Origin of the sequence: Sphingomonas tabacisoli, from assembly GCF_042678385.1 — a bacterium.
GTDB classification, from domain to species: Bacteria; Pseudomonadota; Alphaproteobacteria; order Sphingomonadales; family Sphingomonadaceae; genus Sphingomonas_B; species Sphingomonas_B tabacisoli.
Genome location: NZ_JBHUDY010000001.1, coordinates 581,564 through 602,201, shown reverse-complemented (window position 1 = coordinate 602,201; position 20,638 = coordinate 581,564). Strand labels below are relative to the sequence as shown.

Below are 20,638 nucleotides of genomic sequence, written 5' to 3'. Positions count from 1 at the left end.
AGAAATGGAGAACATCGGCTTCCGGACGGGTGCGGCGATCACCGAATGCGGCGCGGCGGGCTACGACATCGCCGTACGTTGCGACGCGTGCTCTCGCACCGCCGTGTATGCTGTAGATGAACTGAGCAGCTATTTCTCGGCACGGCACTGGAGCGTGCGGTGGCCGATCAGTCCGAAGCACTTCGTGTGTCGCTGTCGATGTCGCCACATCAGTGTTGCGCTCGTCCCGATCGCGGATCGGCCCAACCCGCTACCCAACGAAGTCGTTCTCCGGCCGCTTTATCGTCGGCTCGGCAATGGCTGGTCGCGTGTCGACGCTCCCGAGCCCGGCGAGCCCGCCGTCATCCAGTGCCTACGCGCTCTTGCCGAGGAAGACCCGGCAAAGCGCATTGCGTGGCGTGTGCGGAGAAAGGGAAAGCGCTGGGAAGCCGAGGTCGTAAGCGGCGCTCCGTTTCAGGGTGCCGATCCTCTCCTCAACGCAATGGCGGACTCGCCCAATCAAGCGCTTGCGCAGGCTGTCTGGTCTGCCGTCACTTATTGGCGACGCGACGACGGGCTGCATGCGCCACTGAGCAAAGAGCATCGCGAGCTGCTCGATGCCGCGAGGGCGCCGGCATGACCGAGACCCGCGACTGGTACGACGCGCGCCTGACGCACCTCCAGTTTCTGGCGCTCTACAAGTGGAACGTGCGCGTCACATGCGATTGCGGACGCACAGCGGTGTTCAGCGGCGCCGGGCTATGGTGGCGCTTCGAGCGGAAGCATTGGAGCGACCGGCTGCAGGACGTGCCGAAGCGCCTCACCTGCAATGCGTGCAAGTTCGACCGCCGGCCGCGGAAACCGCCCAGGTGCGAAAAGACCCGTGACGAAGTGACACACCCGCTGCCGATGCCCGACGACCGCGAGTGGCGGAAAATGGTCTCGCGTTACCGATCATGAATGAAAAGGCACTGTGATGAATCTTGATCACGACTTCGACCCGCATCTGGACGGCCCCGGCAAGATCAGCCGCGTCATGATCTGGCGCGACGGCGAGGCGCGCGAAGTTGAGCTGACATGGGGCTTTGCTCCGGTCAAACCCGGCGGACGGCCGCTGTGCCTGCTTCGCGCCGAGCATTGGCCGGTGGACAACCCGTGCCTCGTGCTCGCGAACGAGTTTGGGCTAAAGCAGGACGGCGAGATCAAATATGCGGCCTCGCTGATTACCGACGAGCCGTTCTTCTGCCTGGCGGGCACCTGGCGCCCCGCGCGCAGCGGCTGGCCGGCTTCGTTCGCGGTGTTCACCGTGCCCGCCTATCCGGATCTGGAGCCGTATAAGGACCGGCACGTCGCCGTGGTGCGGCCCGATGACTGGTATCATTGGCTGATGGGCACGAAGCCGAAGGATGAGGTTCTCGCGCCTTACCCGCTCGGCAGCTTCCGGGTGTTCAGCACATCGCGTCGGCGAACGGCGGTGCAGACGGACCTGTTCCGGTGACGCCAGCGGGATGTTTGCGTGGGTGATTACCGCACCCGCCGCGCCATCGCTTCAACCCAGAGGCTGCGGTTATAGGCTGAGTATTTCTACGGCATGGCGTCCCTATCCGCCACATCCTAGGGGCTCATGCGCAGGACGTAACCTGCGCATGAAACTACGGCCCCGCTTTCCAAACCCCCTGGAGCGGGGCTTTTTTGTCAGCGCAAACGACCAGTTCGGCGGCAATGTCCGCAATGGGTGGTTAGCGGACTTGCCGGGTCAAGCGGAGGTAAGCACCCACTTGCGACGTCGCGTGACCGAGCCGGCAAGTCCAAATCCGGCGATCATCAGAGCCCAGGATGCCGGCTCGGGAACGGGCGCGACCGATGCACCGAAAACGAAGTTGTCAGCGGAAAATCGGCTGCCATCCGTCGTGGTAAGGCGGAAAAGAAACCCGGGAACGGACGGATTAACCGTGATCGTCTGCCAAGCGCCTGTCAGCTGGTAAGTGGTGCCCGGCTGAGTAATAACGTCTGCCGGGTGATCAAATATTTGCAGGAACAGGCTTCCTGTGCCCATGACATCGAAGCTGGCGAGATTGATCAGTTGCGCAGGTGCTTGGTAAGCGATCTGGACCTCGTTGCCCGTCACAGCGCCGTTTGCAATGTCACCACTGAGGTCTGTTGCGACGGTAAACAATGGGCCACTTCGCCAGACGCGATACTTGGTGCTCTGGAACTGGAAAGAATAGGTGCCGTCATCGAAATTGATGGTCGGCGCCGCATTGACCGGCGCTGCCAAGGCTGATGCCGCAACAGCGCACAAAATACCAAATCGCATGGTGATCCCCTTGTTTGACCCAAGCCCTTGTCGCCGGCTGGTAGGCCAGCCCCGCAACGGCCGACCTGCCGATCCGGTTTCAAATAATTCTCTGACGCATTGCCCAACCAATGATTGGTTGCGGTCTTTCGGCCGGCGGCGACGAAATGTCCGCAACGGGTCGAAAGCGGACATTGATCCGCCCAACCCCGCTGCTACCTTCGCGGAATGTGCAATCTCTACACCGTGAAAGCGACCGGCGCCGAAGTCGCGGCAGCGTTCGGCGCGCGGAAGCCGGCCAACTTCAATGCGGCACCGGGCGAGGTCTATCCCGGCGCTCCGGCAATGGTCGTGCGCGAGGAAGCGGGTGAGCGTGTGCTGCAGCAAATGACGTGGGGATTCCCGCTCCGGCTGAAAACCATGAAGCCGGAGAGCAAGCCGAAGCCGGTGAACAACATCGCTGATCTGGACGGCTATATGTGGCGCTTCATTGCGCACAAGCCGGAGCACCGATGCATCATTCCGGTGTCCGGATTCTGCGAGGCGGAAGGCGAGAAGGGTTCGAAGACCCGGACGTGGTTTAATCTTCCCGATCGGCCGCTCTTCGCCTGGGCGGGCATGTGGAAAGACAGCCCTGAGTGGGGTGCGGTGTTTTCGGGCCTGATGACCGACTGCAACGACCTGGTCCGCCCCGTTCACAACCGCATGCCCGTGCTGCTTCACGAGCACGAACTCGACGAATGGCTGCATGGTTCGCTCGATGATGTTCGCGCGTTTCAGGGCCGATGTTTCCCGCCGGAGGTCATGGCGATGGATCGAACCGCGGAGCCGTGGTTTCGCCGCTCTGCCGCCAACCCGAATTGAGCGAAGGAGCGATCATGCTGCCAGAGATGTCCGAAGAAGAATACGTCACCCAGATTTATACGCGCGTCGTTCAAGCGATGGTCACACTCGACAGCGACGGGACGGATGTGGGCGGGTTTGTCGATCCCGAGCTGGCGCAAAAAGGTCTCTGCATGGTCATCGGCGTGATGGCTGCGAAAGCGCGGCCGGACATGACGCCGAAGGAGCAGCGCGAAATGGCAGATTGGTGCCGCAAGCTGATCCTCAAGGGCATCCAGGCTGGCCTCCGCGAAGATGCCGGTCCTGAGCAAGTTGGTTTCCGGGTCGACTCCGTAAAGCGGCACAAAGGAGCCGCAGATATTGCCGCCGGCGAACCCGAACCAGTAACAATCAAGTGACTGATTTTACCGTGCTAAAACAAAAGAAGCGGTTCCCAGCCGCTTAGCTCCTTCAAACCTCGAAGTAAGGACCCGCGAAGGGGGGCGCCTCACGATCAGTTGGACCCGAGGCGCCCGCGCTCAATCACGTTGTGGGCAGTACGACCGGAATGGCTTCGCGCGTCTGGACGCGGAACTCGCGCCCGCTCTGGAACACCGCGCTCTTGCCGGTCACGAAGGCCGAGAAGACGCCAGCGGCGACAGCGACGCCTACAGTGGCCCCGGTGTTGCCCTCGCCTTCCTGGCGGAAGTTGCCTGTAATCGGAATCGAGCGTCCGTTCAGATTTATGGAGTTCATGGTGATCTCCATCTTTGCGGACTTGCCGAATGCACCCTTGCCCGTCCGATAGCTGATCTGCCCGCTGGCGGGCGTGCCACGCGGAATGACGACGAAGTTGCCAAGCATGACGTCCTGCAGAACGGTGAGGCGGAAGGTATCGCCTACCCGCTTGCGCTTCGAGTTCACTTCCTCGTCCAGCCGGAGCATCACTTCCGTGTTCGCCGGAAGGATCGCGCTGCCAGCGGTCGGCGCGGCAACCTTGACTGCCTGAAGCGCGGCCGGAGTAGCAGCGACGGGAGCCGCAGCCGGAGCCACGGCAACGGCAGCAACGGGCGCCGCCGCAGTGGCGACCTGTCCGCTGGGCACAGTTGCCGGGACGGCCGGGTTGGGAGTGGTGACAGTCTGTTGAGCGATTGCGGACGACGCGCAGGCGAGCGCGATCGCGCCCGAAAGGACGCGAACCTTTGCAGTCATGGAGATTCCCCCGTTCAGATCGGCGAGACATTCGCCGCGAGCGAAATGATTGGAAACGCGACCGAAAGTCAAGTCGCGGGTGAGGTTAAGGGATGGTGTCGGCTTGCCTCGCAACACCGGCGTCCCAAGCTTGCTTTCGTGCGTTTCACCGCCATGACCAAGCGCACGCCAGCCGGCCCAAACCGCCAAGCCACGAGCCCCGAACGCGTTACTGAGGAGCCCAATCAGAAGCTTGTGAAAGCAGCGAGTGAAGGTCGCGCAGATACGGTGCGCGGGATCGTGAGGCGCAACCGGCAGCGCGGCGAGAAGACGTAAACCGGCGAGTTCAACGCCGCCTCTTCCACTCTCGCGCGGCTGGGCTAATCAAACGTGCATGCGTAAGGTTTTCACACTTCTAATCGTTGGGGCCGCTGTGAGCGCCGGCGCGGCATGGTCGACGCACTCGGCTGGCCAAGAGCGAGGCGCCAGCACGTTCACCTGTTCGAACCCACGCGTCGTCGACGGCGATACGATTCGTTGCGGCCCTGTTCGCGTCCGTTTGGCGCATATCGACGCGCCCGAACTGCCCGGCCATTGCAACCCCGGTCGTCAATGCACACCCGGCGATCCGTTCGCGAGCACAGCTAATCTTCAGAGGCTTGTTGGTTCGGCGCCGCTCGAATGCCGCACGATCGATCGCGACCGCTACTGGCGAGAGGTGGCGTTCTGCAGCGCACGAGGGCGAGATTTGTCGTGCGCGCAAGTAGAAGGTGGCTTTGCGGTGCAGCGATACGGGACTCTCCAGTGCGGCCGCAGGCGACGAATGCCCTGAAAAGGCTGTCCTACACCGGGCGGAGAGTGGCTTAAGATCCGCAATGGAGCATGATGATTCTGAAGAGCGGCTATTCGGCATGGTCGCGGTTTGGGTAGTGGTGGCATTCCTCCGCGCAATCCTTGACGGGGTTCTGTCGCCCGGAAGCTGAGGTCGGCACGCTATTGCACCGTCTTACGTGACCATCTGCGGTCGTTCTCCTGTGTCGAGCGCAGGTGTCGGCCCGCCGGCGCTTGGACCCGACCGGCGGGCCATTTTCACGTCAGGCCGGCTTCGCGCCCGGTGTGCCGCACTTCGCGAACTTGCCCTTCGCATCCTTGCAGCGCTTCGCTGGAGCTGCCGCCTTCTCGGGGCACTTGATGAACTTGCCCTTTGCGTCACGACATGGCGCGGAGAAGGCTGGCGATCCGGCGAGGGCAGCGAGCGAGGCGGCAATCAGAAGCTTCTTCAGCATGCGTTTCTCTCCCCGAGCGCGGGATGCGCTCTGACCTATGACGCCACTGACGAGCGTCAACCGCAAGCCCCATCAATACTTAGGCGAAAGGGCTGGCCGTGCGGTCTAACTTGGCTTCTCGCTCAAGAACATCGATCGCCTGTGAGAGTTGTGCGGCAGACGCCTCAAGGTGCAGCCGCTCCAGCGCGGCGCGCGCGGCAATTAAGGTGTCGCGGAGCTCAGCCACAACTACGGAGAATGTCTCGGATTTGGGTCGGTCGGGCACGCTCAGCGTTTGGCTCGCTCACGGCCATTCGCCAAATGGCGCTTCCAACAAAAGTGTATCATTATGATTTGATGGGGGGAAAACGAAATGGGCGACCCGGCGGCGGCATTGTTGGGAGACGCCTCGACTGTCCTGAAGGCGCGGCGCGCTACCTGTGTCGCACGATCGGCCATTCGCCAGTCGAACACCTGAGCGTTATATATCTCTGTCCCGACAATGCGGTGTTGGGCGAAGAGATATATTCTGACCAATCCGCCGCCCAGGTCACGGTCGTGCTTCGCCAGATCGTCAAATGCGCCCTAGGGCTCAACGCTCAACGGCTAGTATTTGGCCACAATCATCCAAGCGGCGACCCAGAGCCCAGCCGTGATGACGTACACCTAACTGGCCTAGCCTGGCGCACGTGCCGCGCCATCGAGATCACAATGCTAGATCACATCGTTGTTGCGGGAGATCGGTGGGTCAGCATGCTCCGCCGGGGCATGATGTGAACACGCCCGTTGCAAACCTTGGTACGTTTCGGGAGGTATGACGGCATGCCCGGATCGCCCCGCAATTTCGAGAATGATGACGAAGAAGCGATCTGGTCTGCCTTGGGCAAGCTCAACCAGGCCATGCACGATGCTGCTACGCGCACTGCTCAGGACGAAGCGATCCGGTGTATCAAGGCGTTCCTCGAACATCAGCGCGCGAAGCGTGAGTATCGGCATACGCTGAGACTTGTGACGGCGCCGGCGGATGAGGAGGGTGCCCGCGATGAACAATGACGAGAGCACACCGCGTCCGCGCGAAACATCGGGACCTCGCACCGTCGAGACGATGCAGCTCAAGATTCACGACAGAGACGCGGAGGGCGTGGTCACGGTCGAGTTGATCGATAAGGACGGCTATTCACGCGCTTTCTTCGCCGATGCCGACCAGGCGCTTTCGGAAATGGCTGAAGCGCTGGCGCGAGACGACTATGAGGATCGTGCGCCTTTCCCCGCCTAGTCGAAGCCTCTGATGGGGCACGCAGCCCAATATCGATTCCTAGCGGCGGATTGCAGACGGCTTGCTTGTCAGACCCAGGACAAAACCACACGCGACACGCTGATAGAGATCGCCTAGATTTACGAGCGGCTCGCTGAAGGCTCGGAGGCCGAGGCAAAACCGCCTACGACCCAATAAGAGCGACCTAATCGCGGGGGTCCGACTTATCTTCAAGCATCCGGCGTATCGCCTCCCTAATCGCCTGCGACCTCGACCAAACCTTATTGCGGGCGCGCCACTCATCCAGCGCCTCAACCTCGCTTGGCGAGATCACGAGCTGAATCCGCACGTCCTTCTTCTCCATTCCGCAGCGATGCCCTCGGTGCGCAACAGGCGCAACGAAAGCATTATGTGTAACTTGTGTAACTGAGGAATGAGGCATACGCTACCTGTCTCAGGGGAAAGGCGCGTCGATGCCCGTGAAGCTCAAAAGCCTGCGCACAAAGCGCGGCATGTCGCTGGACCAGCTCGCCGAAAAGCTGGGCATACCGGCCACGCAGATCAGCAAGTACGAACGCGGCTGGGAGGCAATTCCCACCGTCGTGCTGCGAGACCTGGCCGTTCTCTTCGAATGCGATGTCGATCACGTTCTCGGCAAAGAGACGGAGGCCACCGAGTGGAAAGAATGCGAATGGGCGATCATCTCCGCTGAGGAGCCTTATGGCGGGCTGGAGGTGTTCGCAGCGGGGCAGGAGTTTGAATACCCCATCAGCTTAACGGAGCGGGAACGCATCCTCACTTTGATGCACGAAATGGATGCACTGAACGATCGCTCCTCTCCCGGTCATCTGCACTTCGACGCGATGAACAACAGGTCGGTCTTCCTGAACCTCGCTCATGTGCGGCGGCTGACTCTTTCAAGCGACGATGAGCGAATGACGCCCTACTATGCCCACCCAGAAGTCTATCTTGCTGTGGATCAGAACAAGGAGCGCCAGACGATTTTTGGGCCGGTGCTCACCAAGGCTCTCGCAGAGCACTACGAGGCCGTTGGAGGCGAGGAGACGGCCGAAGCAGAAGTCGAACAGATTACCTGTGTGTTTGCAGACGGAACGCGCGAACCTGACATGCACCTCTATGATGAATGGGTCGGCTCAAGCCTGATGGCGTTTGAGCTGGCCGTCCCAGGCATATCGCCGGGCAGCTTCGTCAGATTGGAATGCGAAGGATACCACCAAGAAGGGTTCTACAACCTTGACCATATTGCCGTGCTGGAGGTGCCTACAGATGAGTATCGAAGGCTGACGGCACCGGAGTGATTAAGAGCTGGTAGGTCACGCAAGCTTCGAGTTTGACGCTTCGACGCCGAGCTGATTAGCTCATCTGCGAGAGCGGCGGCTGACTGACGGTCCCCCTGTTCGGTCCGGGCCGTCGTTCTCAACATGGTTGCGCGAAACGCCGCCGAAATAGATGGAACAAGCTTTCTTCCGAGACGCTGAGCGCCTTTGATCGGAGGCCGACATGGGCCAGCCACAAGGCGAAGAAACCGGGTTCCGATGGGCAATGCACCAGCCCGGCCCGCTGGTCGCCATGGCGGCGATGGTATTGGTCCTGCTTTTACAGCTCACCACGTTGCGGTGAACCGGCCGCGCGCCATGCGACACAAGCAGGAATCTCACTGACCCAGTTTAGCGACAGTGGAGCGGCTTTCAGGTAAGGCGACCTTGGTCGAGTTGAGCGACCTCGCCTGACTGCTCCCCAGGACGGCGGGGGACGCCGATGCGACCAGGGGCACCTCCTCCTCGCTGGTGCCCCTTTTTCGTCGGCTCGATCGATTCGCTTCCGCAATGGTTGGATCGCCGATCAAGCAACATCGGCGACGGGTGGTCAGCCGACGTTGCGAACGCCATGGCATTGAACACGGCGTTGGCCGCGTTAATGCTTCTCAGGCATTCGAACGGGCTGAGCCTTCTTCCAATAGACGCAATCTTCCGCGCGGACGTTGGTCCGCTCGTACGTCAGAGCGCAGAGGTGCTCGTGTTGGGACGGGTCGCGATACAAGTGAACCTCGGCTCCAACTTGAAACCCGAACTCGCCATAAGGACAGTCCCTTCTTGTGCACAACTGCACAACCTCGAAAATCACGGCTTCGGGGGAGGGAACTGTCATAGGTTGAGGCTATTTCGAAGAAAAAGGACCCCGCTCCAGGGGGTAAGTATTAAAGCGGGGTCCAATCCATCGGTTCAGGAAACGACCTGCGCGACGGAGTTCAAGATCGGCCCACATCTGCCGTGGCGAGTGATTGCGGACCAGCCGAACAGAGCACAAAATGTGCACTATCGGCAGGGCAACCTAATCAGCCTTTCTCATCGCTGAGCATCAGGACTCCATCGCGCAGGCTCTCGTTAGCGAACCGCACCAAGGCTTCCAGTTGGCGCCGCACCAGTTCTTGGGCCGAGCGTTCCTGAACCTTGTCCGGCGGAAGCGCGAGGTCTCCTGATGCTGTGCGAATGAGCGAGCCGGCACTCGTCAGGCTTTTGACACGACGCCGAACAGTCTCGCGGTTGAGTCCCGTTGCAGCAGCGATCGAAGCGACATTGCACCCCTGAAGCTTCTCAAGAGGCAGATAGACATCAAGGGAATTGTGCTTGGGATCGAGCCCGCCGCGCATCAACCTTTCGGAGGTAATTGCGATCACCGCGAGGTTGATGAGCACAGTCTCTGGGTCCAGCCTCTCCCTACGCCATAACTCCATCGAGCGGGTGAGGAGCACTGCCGCTCTGATAGCAGTGATGCGGCTGTTGGCGTCTGCTTGATCCTGATCAATCCCAAGCTGCATGTGAGCGCAATAACACGCTTCAAAATCTGACTCGATTGAATCGCTACGTACGCAGTGGTTCGCGGATGGAGCCAGGGCGCCCGAGGGGACTGGAAAAAAGCGATTTTCTGCCGTTTTTTCAGCCGGTGAGCGGTTTGAGCATCATCGTCGCTGCGGTGTTGCGCATCTAACTATCCGCAAGGCATGCCGGCGTCATCGACCTCGAACCCGCGCTCCTTGAGCTGCGCGAGCAGCTTCCTCACACGTCGCTGCAGCGCTTCCGCTTCCTTGGTGCGCCCACCATGCCGGTATGCGCCATTCGCCTCACCCCGCACACCGGTCGATCGGCCGCCATGCAATCGGCAGCGGGCCTTACCCCGCACGGCGGGACAACGGCACGACCCGCCCATCCGATTCTTCGCCCCGCACAGCTTCGCGTTCGTCAGTAACGGCGGGCAATTCTTGGACACCGGGCTTTCTCCGTTCATGGACTGGGCGGGCATCTGAGGCCCCACCCCCTACGTGGTAATGGATGTGGTTCTCGCGACGGACGGTGATCTTCTGACGCGTGGCCTTCTTCCGCCCCTGAATCGTGGCCATAGCTTCGGCGAGTGCCGCCGAGGTTCGGGCCAGCTTCGTGTATGAAGAGACCGCCTTGTCGTCCCAGGGATAGCGATGGACTCGCTCGGCGACCTTCATCGTCAGCATGTGGGTTGCAGCGATCTGCGCCGCGATGACGGCCTGCGCTTCATCCTTGGGCCGATGAGCAGCAACGACATGCAGGATTGTTTGCAGCTCGCCAGCATCGGGCACCCACTCCTGGTTCTCAGCGTCCCAATCAGATGAGACGAGATTCGAAAGCTGGTCGATGAAAACCGAGGCGACGGCGTGCGAGCGCGTGCCAAACGTATCGACGACGATGTAATGCCAATCCTCGCCACAGTCGGCGAACGGTGGCGCCAATGTGGACGATCCTGGCTCGACAGAAACAACGGGACCGTGACGGCGCTTTACCGAGCGCTCCCGAGCCGCAGCGAGAGAAGCCTTGTAAACCTCCGGCGTGAGCGGCTTGTCGGGTTTCAGGCGGCGCTTGCGCTGATTAGGCCGCGACATCTATCTTGTCCGGAAAGAACGATGTCCAATGGGTCGGCTGCTCGCTCAACGCCGCTCCCGTTTGGCTGCGCCATTCTCCCTTGCGAAATAGGCCCACCCGCTGGCGGATAATACGGTCTCGCGTTCCATAGTCGATCAGGCCGACCGTGCCCTCAATGGGGACGATGCCAATCGTCCGCCGTATGACATCCAAGGGCGTGTTGCAGATCATCACGCGGATTGTCTGTTCATGGTTCATGCCCATCCCTCGATTCCCACCCAGCATTGATTGACGCCGGGCAGAGCGTTCCAGCCGTGCCGCTCGACGGCAGTATCGTAAGCGCGGGTCATCAGATCAGCCCCGCCGATCACGTGCAGGCTTTCGCCGAAGCGACGGAGCGCCTGCCAACTCCAGTCCGAGCCGTCCCGCTCGTGGGCGGCGGCAAGCTGGACCAGGCTTTCGGCTATGCTCCCGATCGTCATTGCAGCGCCCACAGCGGCACCAGTGCGGACGCATCGCCCTGAAAGTATCGACTTGGCGTGCGGCTCGCTTTCCCCTCCAGCGATGCCGAGTGTTCGGTGAGCGCGATGACGCGGAAGCCGTCACAGCGCCACGCCAGCCCGTTCAGCACCTGATGATGAGGCCGCAGCGACGGATGCACGCCAAACAGGTCACGCTCGGTCCAGCCGAGCCTCAGCGCCTGCAATGCCCAGGCGTTGAACAGTGCGGCTGCATCGTTGACGAGGGCATTCCAGCGGTCAGGAGCAATGCCGGCCCGCGGGTCGTATGGCGACAACGACGCCAGCCCAGCACGCCACTGGCGGAGCACGCGGGCCTCTGCCGGGCTTGTTTCATGTGTTTCGCCCCTAGGGAGTGAAACAGTGAAACAGGGCTCAGAAATGGCGGTTTTCTGCGGCTTTCCGTGTTTCACGAGGCTGAAACAGGAAGCAGCGTCCGTGAAACAAGCATCGGCCTGTTTCATCTGTTTCAGCGGCGTTTCAGCGCGCGTTTCATCTATGCGCGCCAAACGCTGGGCAGCGAGATCACGGAGCGACATGGGTCAGGCCTCTCCCTTGTTGCGCTTCAGAACACGGTTCACGGTCGCGGCTGAGCAGCCGACTTCCTGAGCGATGTCGCGCTGGTTCAAGCCCTCCGCTGCAAGTTCGAGGATTTGGGTGGTCCGCACGTCTTCGAGGGCGCGCGTCGTCCACATCCCGTCACGTAACGATGCTTCGAAAGCTTCCGCTGCCGGGCCACTAAATCCTCGGGACTTCGTGAAGGAGACCACAAACCGGGCTCCATCGGCAGGCGAGTAGTCGTTCGGCAGCGACAGCTTCACGACCGAATCCATCACGTCTTCGCGCTTAGATGTGCCGCGTTGTTCGCCGCCCTTGCCGGCATGGTGGACGAACAGCACCGTTTTGCCCTTGCGGCGCATCTCCAGCGCCCAGGCCTGCATGATGCCCCAGCTTTCGGACTCGTTCTCCTTGCCGCTGCGGGCGAGCGTGGAGAGGTTGTCCACGACGATCAGGTCGGCATCGCCAATCGCCGGCTCGATGGCCTTCTGCCCCTCGACTGAGGCGAGGTCGGGGAGACCATCCCGAAAGAGATCGGCGGCGAGAATACGGACCTGATCAGGTGCGGGCGGCTCGATAGGACTGGCTTGAACGATTGATGCCCACCGTTCTTGAAGAGCGGCGCCGGGCATCTCACCGTCGATTATCAGCACCTTCTTTGGAGCCGGAGCTTTCCAGGTCAGGTAAATGCCTCCGCACGCCACGGCGTATGCGACACCAAGCGAGAAGTGCGTCTTGCCGGCGCCGCGAGGCGCAAAGACCATCGCGATGCCCTGACAAGGCAGCCAGGGTGTCAGCAGCAGCTCGCGCGGTGGGAAGTCTCGCTGCAGCAAGTCGGGCAAGGAGACCGGCTGGTACACGTGCATGCGCGGCGGTAGGTCGATAACGTCGCCCGGACCAGTCTCCCGGAGGGCGGCTGCGAAGTCTTTAGGCGGCAAGGCGCGCCTCCATCGTCTCGATTGTTGGGAGCCGAGCCGGCCGCGACAGCGCAGTTATCAGCGTGCGACCTACTGCCGGATTGGAGACCCGGACGGTTTGAACGTTGGCGAGCTGGCGAACATCGGCTGCGTTCCAGTCGAGGACGCACAGACCGCTCCCGGCTGCTCGCAGCCAATCCAACGGACGAGCGTGAAGATCGAGAGCACCGTCCCAGTCGCCGATTGCGTGATCCTCACCCAAGGCCCAAGCCGCTCCGGTACGGAGAAGCCATTTGTCGGGCCGAGCGGGACGCCATGCGATCAGATCGATAAGCTCGCCCGCGACACGAACCGGCGTGATGAAGTGCAGCGGCGCACCCTCGATAGGGGCATAGAAGCCACTCACTTCCTCGACTTCGGCGACAGCAATGTGGGTATCGTAGTGCTGAAGCGTTGCTAGCGCTTCAGCCGACACGAGCCCCGCCATGCGATCGAGATGACGCTGCTCTACGCGGTTCGCGGCTGCTTTCAGTTCGGCTGCCAGGTTCATGGCCGGTCCTCCCGAAAGCGGGCGCGGCCGATCTCCACGCAGATCCCGAACAGCCGGAGCCGCTCGGTTTCCCGCACGCGGACGCTGCGGGCCATGCGTTCAGCAAAAGCGACTTCGGCCGCGTTGAGCAGTTCGGGGAAGGCCAGTAATGCCAGCGCATCTTGTTGATGCTGTGGGGCGCGAACCCGGCTGCGATCGAATGCGAGGATGTCAGCCACGGAAACCGCCCTGCCAGCCCTCGCGGCGGCGTTCGCGGTAGCGCCACTCCGCGACCCAGGCATTCAGCACGGCACCGAGGCGTTGAAGCTCGCGCTCTTCTGCGCTATTTAGAGCCAGCCGGTCTGCAATGCTGGCGAACGGAAGGGGCTGCTGGCGGCGGCCCCTTTCTTTTTGCTGATTTGTCCTGTCCAGCGTCAGGGTTCCTTCCCGACGCATTATGCGGCCACGAGTTGCGATGTGGACGTAACGCGCTGCTTCGCAGCGAGCCATTCGCGATAATCGCCGTAGCGATAGCGCACCAGATGACCATCTTTGATGAAAGGGACGCCGCCCCCGAACAGCCGCTCTTTATTCAGCCGGCTCGCGGGCACTTTGCGGAGAGCAGCAAGCTCGTCCGTGGTTAGCAGGGTGTCTTCGTGCATCGGTAGGCTCCGCTTGCACGTCGCCGAATGCGACGTAGCGGAACCTCATTGATAACAACGGAAATGCAACGTCACGTGGTTTCAAATGTCATGACGTTTCCAAGTCGCGACATTTAACCGGCTTTACTCCGCCTGCCTTTCGGCTGGCCTGTCATGTGCACTGTTACCGCCTCTTTTTTGGGAACCGGCCCGTGTTCTAGATTCCAGCGTGAAGCGATCAATTCCGCGCCTACTCTCCGAATTGGAATTCCCTCGTCGTCCAACGTCGCTGCTAATGACATGCAAGCGTCTTTTGACGGGCTCTTGGGTGGCCGAGGGTTGCCCGCCAGCGCTTGGGCACTTTCATTTGGCGATGCCTCGGTCGGCAGGTTTAAACTGCTCACGAACTCCCGCGTCGGACGGGCCTGTTCTTTCCAGTCCTCAAGTTCAGTCATCGGGACCACCAATGGCTGGCCAACCATAGTTATATCAAAGCCGGTCGCGTTATCCACGTTACCCAAATAGCTTGCCTCTAATCCGATCAAATCCCGATCGCGCCAGTACCAGCGCGGCACCACATGATATGCGCCGCTCTGCGGATTTTGGACGTACGTGGTAAGATACGCGTTTTGCAAAGCCTTCAGAATGGCCCCGCGGCCGACGACCCCGAGTTGGGTTGCTCGCTGCGCCTCTTCCTCCGTTTTCCAAGGCATCCGAATCATAGTTTCGCCGGTTGTGGCGTGAACGAACACCTCGGCATCGGCAGACGGGCGATCATACAGCGCAAGGCAGATGGCCTGCTCCATCTCGACCACCCTGCCTATATTTCCCGCGAGGAGAAAATTGAGCTTCATCATCAACGCCTCCGCTGGCGTCCCGCAGAATGAATGACGCGGCAGACCGGTGCGGTTACCGGCCGTTCGGGAGCTACCCTAGCCGCGTCACCATCACGCCCGCCTCTCAGTGAGCGCAATTACCATGGGCGCATCCGCACCCTCGACCAGTCGCTGCAAATAATCGCCCCAGGCGTTGAGCGCCGCCCGCTTCTCCGGTTCGTATGCCCAGAGATTATACACCTTCTTGATGCCCGAGACCTCTCCGGACTTGTGATTGATGACCTTCTCCGTGACCTCAACGGGGAACCCGAGCGCCTGCAACGCGGTTGTCCCGCTCCGTCGAATGTCGTGCAGCGTCCACCGCTCAAGTGACACCGGATGGGGGTCTTCGCCAAGCGCTGCCGCCCGCGTATCGGCGAGTTCCTGCAGGAAAAGCAGCATAGCTGCGTCCAGCCGCTTCTTCATTTTCGAATAGCCGCTGATCGCCGTTTCGCCCGTCGATGACGGAAAGACCAGTCCGCGCTGCTTCCAGCCAAGCGCGTCAAATTCGGCCATGGCCAGCGCATTCAGATGGACGAGATGATCTTCTTCGTTCTTTGCTCGGTCGCCGACCATGTGCCAGCGCTGAGCTTCCTTGGTCAGCTCCTTCCACGGCAGCCGCGCCACCTCATTGCGCCGCTGGAGCGTGCAGAAGAGCAACCGGACAAAGCGGCCCTCCTCACGGGGAAGTTTGAAGCTCCCTTTCCACGCAGCCACAATCTCGTCTGGCGACAGGACACGCTTGCGAGCTTTCGGCGCGGGAGGTGCTTTCATGCCGTCCAGCGGTGAGCGCTCAATATCCCGGCGCTCCGGAGCGGCTGCCCAATCGAAGAGGAGCTTCAGTAGAACATAGACGTTCCGTGCGAGCGCCTTTCGAGGGCGCAAAGGGTCAAGCACGTCGCCGATGTCGGTGCTCGTGATCTCCGGCAGCGGCTTGGAACCGATTTTCGGAACAACGTGGTTCTTCAGCCTAGCCTCGGCGTCAGCCCAAGAATCTGGCCATTCGGCTTTGAGATAAGCTTTGACGAACCGATCCACGTAATCGTCGAAGCGCAACGTGGTGGCGTCCCTCGCCTTCTTGCGGGCGACTTCCAGAGGATTGATGCCGGCCGCGACGGCATGGGAGTGATCGACCGCAATCTTACGTGCGGCCTCTGGCGTAAGCGCACCGTACTTGCCGATCGTGAGACGGCGAGCGACCTGCCCCTTCAATCTATACTGGTAGACGAAGCTTTTCACGCCTCGCGGTGTGACACGGACGCCGAAGCCGAGCGGCCCCTTGTTGCTGGACTCCCAATAATATTCATCGCGTCCCGGTGTGGGCTTCAGCCGATCAATCTCTTCCTTAATGATCCGAAGCGCTGGCATGAACCGTCCCGCGTAATCGCTGCGTAATCGATACAGCGGAAACGCTCGGAACGCTAGTGGAACGTGATCGAAAGAACAGACCGTGAAGCTTGGCGGTTTTCCGTCGCTATCTGAACGTTCGCGAAACTCACCGAACGGGCGAGCACAAAACTTCTAAGCTTGGGGTCGCAGGTTCGAATCCTGCCGGGCGCGCCAACCGGGCTGTCGATGTGGATCAGGTCCGTTGACGGCCTTCCAACACGAACAAGATGGCCGACACGGCCAGCAACGTGAGCGAAATACCAGCGACCCAAACCATGCTTTATTCCCCCAATTGCGGTGAAGCATACCTAACGTCGTTTCGGGTGCAAGCCATTGAGCCAAGTTATTGATCTTGCGCATTGTGGCGAACCGAACGGATCGCCTGCCTGCCTTCTGGCGCGGGCAGGCTGAATATCCGCCTGTAAACCATGATGTTTACGGACTTAACCTTCCATCTGTGCCAGAACCCGGCTGCGGGGTTTGAAGTCGGAACGATGCAGCAGCAAACCGGAAACGGCCAAATCAACGCGCCCCGAGGGATCGAACGACGGCGCACCGAGCGCTTCAACTTCATCGGCGGCGAAGTGTATCTGTTCGCGAAATGGCGCGACCTGAACGAATCGCAGCCGAACGAACGCCATCTGCTGCGGCTGCGCGATCTCTCCGTCTCCGGCATAAGCGGCTTGACCGATGCACCGGTCGCGGTCGGCGATACCTTGTTCGTGCAGCTCGACGAAACCCTGATCCCCGCCGCCCAGGTCGTCTGGTTCCGACGCGTCCTGGTCGGATTCTCGTTTGTCGAATGGCTTCCCCAAAGCAGGCTTTCGATCCTTCGCGAGCGCCACGAAGCGGGCCATCTCTGGTCGCCCGCGATGCGCCTTCGATCCGATCTGCCCAATTGGTGGACGGACGTCGGCGAGCACGAGCGCGGTCGCCAGGGAATCATCTCGCGGAACTGATCGCCACGCGTTCATCGCGGTCGCGGATGAAGACGGCTTCATCTAGAACGCCGGTTCACGCCCATGCTTTCGTCGCGGAACTGACCAAGCTGTGATTGTCGCCGAAACGACCCAGATGTTCATTGAGGCCGCCGAAGCGCCTCAGGCGGTGGCGCGGCTGCTTTCGGCCAATGCGGTGCAGGCGGACAGTCTTGGCGCGGCACTGCGGGATGCGCCGCCGGACGTCGTGCTCACCTGCGCGCGCGGCAGCTCCGATCATGCGGCGACGTTTGCCAAATATCTGATCGAAACGCGGATCGGTATCCCGGTCGCATCGGCTGCGCCTTCGACCGCCTCGGTCTATGGCGTCGAGCCGAAGCTGTCGCGCGCCCTCTGCCTCGCGATCTCGCAGTCGGGCGCGAGCCCGGACCTGCTCGCGCTGGTCGATGCGGCCGCAGGCGCCGGCGCGACGGTCGCGGCGTTGGTCAACGCGGCCGGGTCGCCGCTTGCGGCCAGCGCCGACTGGCTGCTGCCGCTCCATGCCGGGCCGGAGACGAGCGTCGCCGCGACCAAATCCTATATCGCGAGCCTCACCGCACTCTTGCAGCTTGTCGCGGCATGGTCTGGTTCCGCCGAACTGAAGCGCGACCTCGTCGTCCTGCCGAGCCTGCTTGCGTCCAGCTGGCATTGCGACTGGACGGCGCTGGTCGACGGGCTTCAAGACGTGCGCGGTCTATATGTTCTGGGCCGCGGACTCGGGCTCGGCGTCGCGCAGGAAGCCGCGCTCAAGTTCAAGGAGACATGCGGGCTGCACGCCGAGGCGTTCAGCACGGCGGAGGTTCGGCACGGGCCGATGGCGCTGGTGGGGCGCGACTTCCCGCTGTTGATCTTCCGCCAGCCCGACGAAGCGGCCGAGGGCATCGACACGCTCGCGGCCGATTGCGCGGCACGCGGCGCGCCCGTCTTCCTAGTCGGCGGCCACGTGCCGGGCGCCGTCTGCCTGCCGCATGTGGAGAGCAGCGCTGCGATCGCGCCGATCCTGCAGATCCAGAGCTTCTACGCCGCCGCGGCGCGGCTTTCGGTGGCGCGCGGCTTCGATCCCGACCGGCCGCCCCATCTCAACAAGGTCACCGAGACGATCTGATGCGCACGGTCTTCCATAACGGGCCGATCCTGATCGAGGGCGCGCTGCGCGACGGTATGGCCGTGTCCGTGAAGCACGGCATGATCGAAGCGGTTGTGCCGGACCTCCCCCGGCCCGAAGGAGAAGCGGTCGATCTTGAGGGCGATATCCTCGCACCCGGCTTCATCGACACCCAGGTGAACGGCGGCGGCGGCGTGCTGTTCAACGACACGCCGACAATCGAGACGATCGCTGCAATCGGCGCCGCGCATCGCCGCTTCGGCACCACCGGCTTCCTGCCGACGCTGATCAGCGACGATCTGCCGATCATTGTCCGTGCGATCGAGGCGGTCGACCAAGCGATAGAACACGGCGTGCCCGGCGTGCTGGGCATCCATATCGAAGGGCCGTTCCTGAACGTTGAGCGGCGCGGCATCCATCGCGCCGACAAGATCCGGCCGCTCGATCACGAAGCCGTCGCGCTGCTGACCCGCCTGAAACGCGGCCGCACACTGGTCACGCTGGCGCCGGACATGACCAGCCCGGAGATGATCCGAACGCTTGTCGCGCGCGGAGCGATCGTTGCGGCGGGCCACACCAACGCAAGCTATGCGCAGATGTCCGCCGCAATCGAAGCCGGGCTGAGCGGCGCGACGCACCTGTTCAATGCCATGTCGCAACTCGGCAGCCGGGAGGCGGGGACGGTCGGCGCCATCCTCGACAGCGACAGGGTGACCGCCGGGATCATCGTCGACGGCCGGCATGTCGACCCGGCCACGCTGCGCGTCGCGATCCGCGCGCGCGGCTCCGAAGCGCTCATGTTGGTAACCGATGCGATGCCGACGGTCGGCGGCCCCAGGGAGTTCGTGCTGCAGGGGAAACGCATCCGCGTGGTGGACGGCGTCTGCGTCGACGATGACGGAACGCTTGCCGGATCGGACCTCGATATGGCGCGGGCCGTCGCCAACACGGTAACGATGCTCGGCCAGCCGCTTACCGCCGCACTCGCTATGGCTTCGGCAGTGCCGGCCGCGTTTCTGGGGCTTGGACAGCGTTATGGCCATATCCGCGCGGGCGCGGCGGCATCGCTGGTTCGGCTACGGCCGGATCTGAGCGTCGCATCCACCTGGATCACGGAGTCGCGATCGAGTCGTGCGACGCCTAGCGGCTGACTCGCACCGCCAGTTGCGCCACCGTCTGCCGCTGCCTCGGCGCCAGCCCGATCCGTGCGCGATCGTCGCGGCGACTTTCGACATGGAGCAGCTCGGCAAGCACCATCACATGGTCGCCGAAGCCGCGCTTCGCCGCGAGCGTCCCGGCCCAGCCGTCTTCGCTGGTTTGGCTGCCAAGCACGCTGCCGCGGCCGCGCGTGCCGAACGCCTCGATCCGGCCCGAAATATTGGCGCTGTGCGCGACCTGACGCGTCGCCATAAGGAACGCGGAGCGGAAGCCCGTGTCCACCCAGATGCGGCCGTTCATCGAATAGCCCATCCTGGTCGAGCCGGTCATAGCCTGGGCGCGGATCGTAGTGTTCGGATCAGGATCGAGGCGGACCGACAGGTTGGCGAAGCGCGTCCGCCAGCCCCATTGGAGATACTCGTCCACCGCTTCGGGATCGCCGCGATTGTCGTAGTAGAAGGCAGCCACGTTCGCCTTGGCCCCTGACCAACCGAGCTTGGCATAGAAGCCGGGGCGATTGTCCAGCTCGATCACCGGCCGGGTCTTCGGCGCCTGCGCGGTCTGCATGAAGGCGTCGAGCGGCGGAAGCGGCTGTTGCCCGAAGGCGGTCGCTTTCTCGTCGTGCAGCGCCCAGCCGCGAAAGGCGAGCAACGTGCCGGCGGTGTCGTTGAAGCCGAACAGCGCGACCGTGCCGGTCACGCGCCCCTCGCCCAGTTTGCGCGACAGGCTCGCTTCGGCAGCCGCGGCCTTCACTTCCTCGCCGATCCAGGCGTTGATCGCTGAAGGGCTGATGGTGTCAGTCACCGACCATGCCGGCCCGGAATGTTCGAGCGAAACCGGCGGCCACATCAGGCCAAGCCGCGCCGACGCGCGCCAGGGCCCGACCGGATCGTGACGGTAGCTCAAATAGGCTTCGGACAGGTCGACAGGGTGTTCCTGGCCCTGTTGCGCAGTGACGGCGATCGTGGCGTCGAGCGACCAGGTCAGGCGTGGCTGCCAGACGACATTCGCCTCGACTGGGCGGGCGCGGAAGCGGGTGTCACCGTTCTGGCCGCCGCCGAAGCGCGCCTTGCCGAAGCCACCGGGCAACCATGCAGGCTCACCATCGGATGCCGTCAACCGGCCGTCCAACAGCACGTAAAGCGCATGGCCCGACGGGTTCTCGTCATAGCTCTGCGCCGCCGCGGCTCCCAGGGGCAACGCAAGCACAAGAATGGGAGGCGCGAGCCGGGCGGACATAGCTCCGAGGCTT

The 20,638-nt window shown here is 62.3% G+C and carries 30 protein-coding genes; 12 read left to right on the top strand and 18 right to left on the bottom strand.

All coding sequences use genetic code 11. The annotated features are described in order from the left end of the window. Window positions 1-4 precede the first annotated feature (4 nt). The 3 genes from ACFSCW_RS03400 to ACFSCW_RS03390 are packed head-to-tail and all read left to right on the top strand — an operon-like array spanning window position 5 to window position 1,477. Window positions 5-619, top strand: coding sequence for a hypothetical protein (locus tag ACFSCW_RS03400; protein WP_380886909.1), 615 nt, complete (start codon window positions 5-7; stop codon window positions 617-619). Continuing rightward, window positions 616-939 carry a hypothetical protein gene (locus ACFSCW_RS03395; RefSeq protein ID WP_380886907.1) on the top strand — a complete coding sequence of 108 codons (324 nt, stop codon included), beginning with the start codon at window positions 616-618 and terminating at the stop codon, window positions 937-939. Before ACFSCW_RS03400 ends, ACFSCW_RS03395 begins: the two co-directional genes overlap by 4 nt. 16 nt (window positions 940-955) lie before the next feature. Next, window positions 956-1,477 carry an SOS response-associated peptidase family protein gene (locus tag ACFSCW_RS03390; protein WP_380886905.1) on the top strand — a complete coding sequence of 174 codons (522 nt, stop codon included), beginning with the start codon at window positions 956-958 and terminating at the stop codon, window positions 1,475-1,477. Between the two features lie 258 nt (window positions 1,478-1,735). Here ACFSCW_RS03390 and ACFSCW_RS03385 read toward each other — a convergent pair whose 3' ends face one another. Further along, complete coding sequence (locus ACFSCW_RS03385; RefSeq protein ID WP_380886903.1) at window positions 1,736-2,296, bottom strand: PEPxxWA-CTERM sorting domain-containing protein; 561 nt, start codon at window positions 2,294-2,296, stop codon at window positions 1,736-1,738. A 207-nt stretch (window positions 2,297-2,503) separates the two neighbouring features. On the opposite strand from ACFSCW_RS03385, the gene ACFSCW_RS03380 reads away from it, so the two are divergent. Together ACFSCW_RS03380 and ACFSCW_RS03375 are read left to right on the top strand one after the other, a co-directional pair. Beyond that, window positions 2,504-3,139 (top strand): SOS response-associated peptidase, encoded by a 636-nt coding sequence (locus tag ACFSCW_RS03380; protein ID WP_380886901.1) that lies wholly within the window; start codon window positions 2,504-2,506, stop codon window positions 3,137-3,139. A gap of 14 nt (window positions 3,140-3,153) precedes the next feature. Continuing rightward, window positions 3,154-3,516, top strand: coding sequence for a hypothetical protein (locus ACFSCW_RS03375; RefSeq protein WP_380886899.1), 363 nt, complete (start codon window positions 3,154-3,156; stop codon window positions 3,514-3,516). Between the two features lie 124 nt (window positions 3,517-3,640). On the opposite strand, the gene ACFSCW_RS03370 is transcribed toward ACFSCW_RS03375, so the two are convergent. Next, window positions 3,641-4,498, bottom strand: a complete 858-nt coding sequence (locus tag ACFSCW_RS03370) for a hypothetical protein (protein WP_380886897.1) — start codon at window positions 4,496-4,498, stop codon at window positions 3,641-3,643. 884 nt (window positions 4,499-5,382) lie between these two features. Further along, entirely contained in the window at window positions 5,383-5,574 is a 192-nt protein-coding gene (locus tag ACFSCW_RS03365; RefSeq protein WP_380886895.1) for a hypothetical protein, read from the bottom strand. Window positions 5,575-5,811: 237 nt separating this feature from the next. Here ACFSCW_RS03365 and ACFSCW_RS03360 point away from each other — a divergent pair, with 237 nt between their 5' ends. From ACFSCW_RS03360 to ACFSCW_RS03350, 3 genes are read left to right on the top strand one after another with little or no spacing between them, the layout of a single operon-like run. After that, window positions 5,812-6,330 carry a JAB domain-containing protein gene (locus ACFSCW_RS03360; RefSeq protein ID WP_380886893.1) on the top strand — a complete coding sequence of 173 codons (519 nt, stop codon included), beginning with the start codon at window positions 5,812-5,814 and terminating at the stop codon, window positions 6,328-6,330. A 45-nt stretch (window positions 6,331-6,375) separates the two neighbouring features. Further along, a complete protein-coding gene (locus ACFSCW_RS03355; RefSeq protein ID WP_380886891.1) occupies window positions 6,376-6,606 on the top strand; it encodes a hypothetical protein in 231 nt (76 codons plus the stop codon). After that, window positions 6,596-6,829, top strand: coding sequence for a hypothetical protein (locus ACFSCW_RS03350; RefSeq protein WP_380886889.1), 234 nt, complete (start codon window positions 6,596-6,598; stop codon window positions 6,827-6,829). The genes ACFSCW_RS03355 and ACFSCW_RS03350 overlap by 11 nt, the downstream gene beginning before the upstream one ends. A gap of 184 nt (window positions 6,830-7,013) precedes the next feature. Here the strand turns inward: ACFSCW_RS03350 and ACFSCW_RS03345 are convergent, their stop codons facing one another. After that, window positions 7,014-7,172, bottom strand: a complete 159-nt coding sequence (locus ACFSCW_RS03345) for a ribbon-helix-helix domain-containing protein (RefSeq protein ID WP_380886887.1) — start codon at window positions 7,170-7,172, stop codon at window positions 7,014-7,016. Between the two features lie 109 nt (window positions 7,173-7,281). On the opposite strand from ACFSCW_RS03345, the gene ACFSCW_RS03340 reads away from it, so the two are divergent. Further along, on the top strand, window positions 7,282-8,127 hold the full coding sequence (locus tag ACFSCW_RS03340) for a helix-turn-helix domain-containing protein (protein WP_380886885.1): 846 nt from the start codon (window positions 7,282-7,284) through the stop codon (window positions 8,125-8,127). A gap of 1,037 nt (window positions 8,128-9,164) precedes the next feature. Here ACFSCW_RS03340 and ACFSCW_RS03335 read toward each other — a convergent pair. The 13 genes from ACFSCW_RS03335 to ACFSCW_RS03275 all read right to left on the bottom strand — a co-directional run bounded on the left by ACFSCW_RS03335 (window position 9,165) and on the right by ACFSCW_RS03275 (window position 16,125). Beyond that, a complete protein-coding gene (locus tag ACFSCW_RS03335) occupies window positions 9,165-9,647 on the bottom strand; it encodes a replication/maintenance protein RepL (protein WP_380886883.1) in 483 nt (160 codons plus the stop codon). Between the two features lie 170 nt (window positions 9,648-9,817). After that, window positions 9,818-10,036: an HGGxSTG domain-containing protein gene (locus tag ACFSCW_RS03330; RefSeq protein WP_380886881.1), complete on the bottom strand. Its 219-nt coding sequence runs from the start codon at window positions 10,034-10,036 to the stop codon at window positions 9,818-9,820. Next, window positions 9,999-10,739, bottom strand: a complete 741-nt coding sequence (locus ACFSCW_RS03325) for a hypothetical protein (RefSeq protein ID WP_380886879.1) — start codon at window positions 10,737-10,739, stop codon at window positions 9,999-10,001. Before ACFSCW_RS03325 ends, ACFSCW_RS03330 begins: the two co-directional genes overlap by 38 nt. Then, window positions 10,726-10,977, bottom strand: a complete 252-nt coding sequence (locus ACFSCW_RS03320; protein ID WP_380886877.1) for a hypothetical protein — start codon at window positions 10,975-10,977, stop codon at window positions 10,726-10,728. The genes ACFSCW_RS03325 and ACFSCW_RS03320 overlap by 14 nt, the downstream gene beginning before the upstream one ends. Next, window positions 10,974-11,201: a hypothetical protein gene (locus ACFSCW_RS03315; RefSeq protein ID WP_380886875.1), complete on the bottom strand. Its 228-nt coding sequence runs from the start codon at window positions 11,199-11,201 to the stop codon at window positions 10,974-10,976. The genes ACFSCW_RS03320 and ACFSCW_RS03315 overlap by 4 nt, the downstream gene beginning before the upstream one ends. Then, window positions 11,198-11,776: a hypothetical protein gene (locus tag ACFSCW_RS03310; protein ID WP_380886873.1), complete on the bottom strand. Its 579-nt coding sequence runs from the start codon at window positions 11,774-11,776 to the stop codon at window positions 11,198-11,200. The genes ACFSCW_RS03315 and ACFSCW_RS03310 overlap by 4 nt, the downstream gene beginning before the upstream one ends. 3 nt (window positions 11,777-11,779) lie before the next feature. Next, the gene (locus tag ACFSCW_RS03305; protein ID WP_380886871.1) at window positions 11,780-12,661 is read right to left on the bottom strand and encodes an AAA family ATPase; all 882 of its coding nucleotides are present in this window, start codon (window positions 12,659-12,661) and stop codon (window positions 11,780-11,782) included. Window positions 12,662-12,722: 61 nt separating this feature from the next. Further along, window positions 12,723-13,262 (bottom strand): hypothetical protein, encoded by a 540-nt coding sequence (locus ACFSCW_RS03300; RefSeq protein ID WP_380886869.1) that lies wholly within the window; start codon window positions 13,260-13,262, stop codon window positions 12,723-12,725. Then, window positions 13,259-13,480, bottom strand: coding sequence for a hypothetical protein (locus ACFSCW_RS03295; RefSeq protein ID WP_380886867.1), 222 nt, complete (start codon window positions 13,478-13,480; stop codon window positions 13,259-13,261). Before ACFSCW_RS03295 ends, ACFSCW_RS03300 begins: the two co-directional genes overlap by 4 nt. Beyond that, window positions 13,473-13,697, bottom strand: a complete 225-nt coding sequence (locus tag ACFSCW_RS03290) for a hypothetical protein (protein WP_380886865.1) — start codon at window positions 13,695-13,697, stop codon at window positions 13,473-13,475. Before ACFSCW_RS03290 ends, ACFSCW_RS03295 begins: the two co-directional genes overlap by 8 nt. Beyond that, window positions 13,697-13,903, bottom strand: coding sequence for a hypothetical protein (locus tag ACFSCW_RS03285; RefSeq protein WP_380886863.1), 207 nt, complete (start codon window positions 13,901-13,903; stop codon window positions 13,697-13,699). Before ACFSCW_RS03285 ends, ACFSCW_RS03290 begins: the two co-directional genes overlap by 1 nt. Before the next feature lie 113 nt (window positions 13,904-14,016). Next, window positions 14,017-14,739, bottom strand: coding sequence for a hypothetical protein (locus ACFSCW_RS03280; protein ID WP_380886861.1), 723 nt, complete (start codon window positions 14,737-14,739; stop codon window positions 14,017-14,019). A 90-nt stretch (window positions 14,740-14,829) separates the two neighbouring features. After that, window positions 14,830-16,125, bottom strand: a complete 1,296-nt coding sequence (locus ACFSCW_RS03275) for a tyrosine-type recombinase/integrase (RefSeq protein ID WP_380886859.1) — start codon at window positions 16,123-16,125, stop codon at window positions 14,830-14,832. Window positions 16,126-16,640: 515 nt separating this feature from the next. On the opposite strand from ACFSCW_RS03275, the gene ACFSCW_RS03270 reads away from it, so the two are divergent. The 3 genes from ACFSCW_RS03270 (at window position 16,641) to nagA (ending at window position 19,379) form a co-directional block, all read left to right on the top strand. Further along, entirely contained in the window at window positions 16,641-17,105 is a 465-nt protein-coding gene (locus tag ACFSCW_RS03270; RefSeq protein ID WP_380886857.1) for a PilZ domain-containing protein, read from the top strand. A 115-nt stretch (window positions 17,106-17,220) separates the two neighbouring features. Then, complete coding sequence (locus ACFSCW_RS03265) at window positions 17,221-18,228, top strand: SIS domain-containing protein (RefSeq protein ID WP_380886855.1); 1,008 nt, start codon at window positions 17,221-17,223, stop codon at window positions 18,226-18,228. After that, window positions 18,228-19,379 carry an N-acetylglucosamine-6-phosphate deacetylase gene (nagA, locus tag ACFSCW_RS03260; RefSeq protein WP_380886853.1) on the top strand — a complete coding sequence of 384 codons (1,152 nt, stop codon included), beginning with the start codon at window positions 18,228-18,230 and terminating at the stop codon, window positions 19,377-19,379. Before ACFSCW_RS03265 ends, nagA begins: the two co-directional genes overlap by 1 nt. Here nagA and ACFSCW_RS03255 read toward each other — a convergent pair. After that, window positions 19,369-20,586, bottom strand: a complete 1,218-nt coding sequence (locus ACFSCW_RS03255; protein WP_380886851.1) for a hypothetical protein — start codon at window positions 20,584-20,586, stop codon at window positions 19,369-19,371. The two genes, nagA and ACFSCW_RS03255, sit on opposite strands and share 11 nt — an antisense overlap. Window positions 20,587-20,638 lie beyond the last annotated feature (52 nt).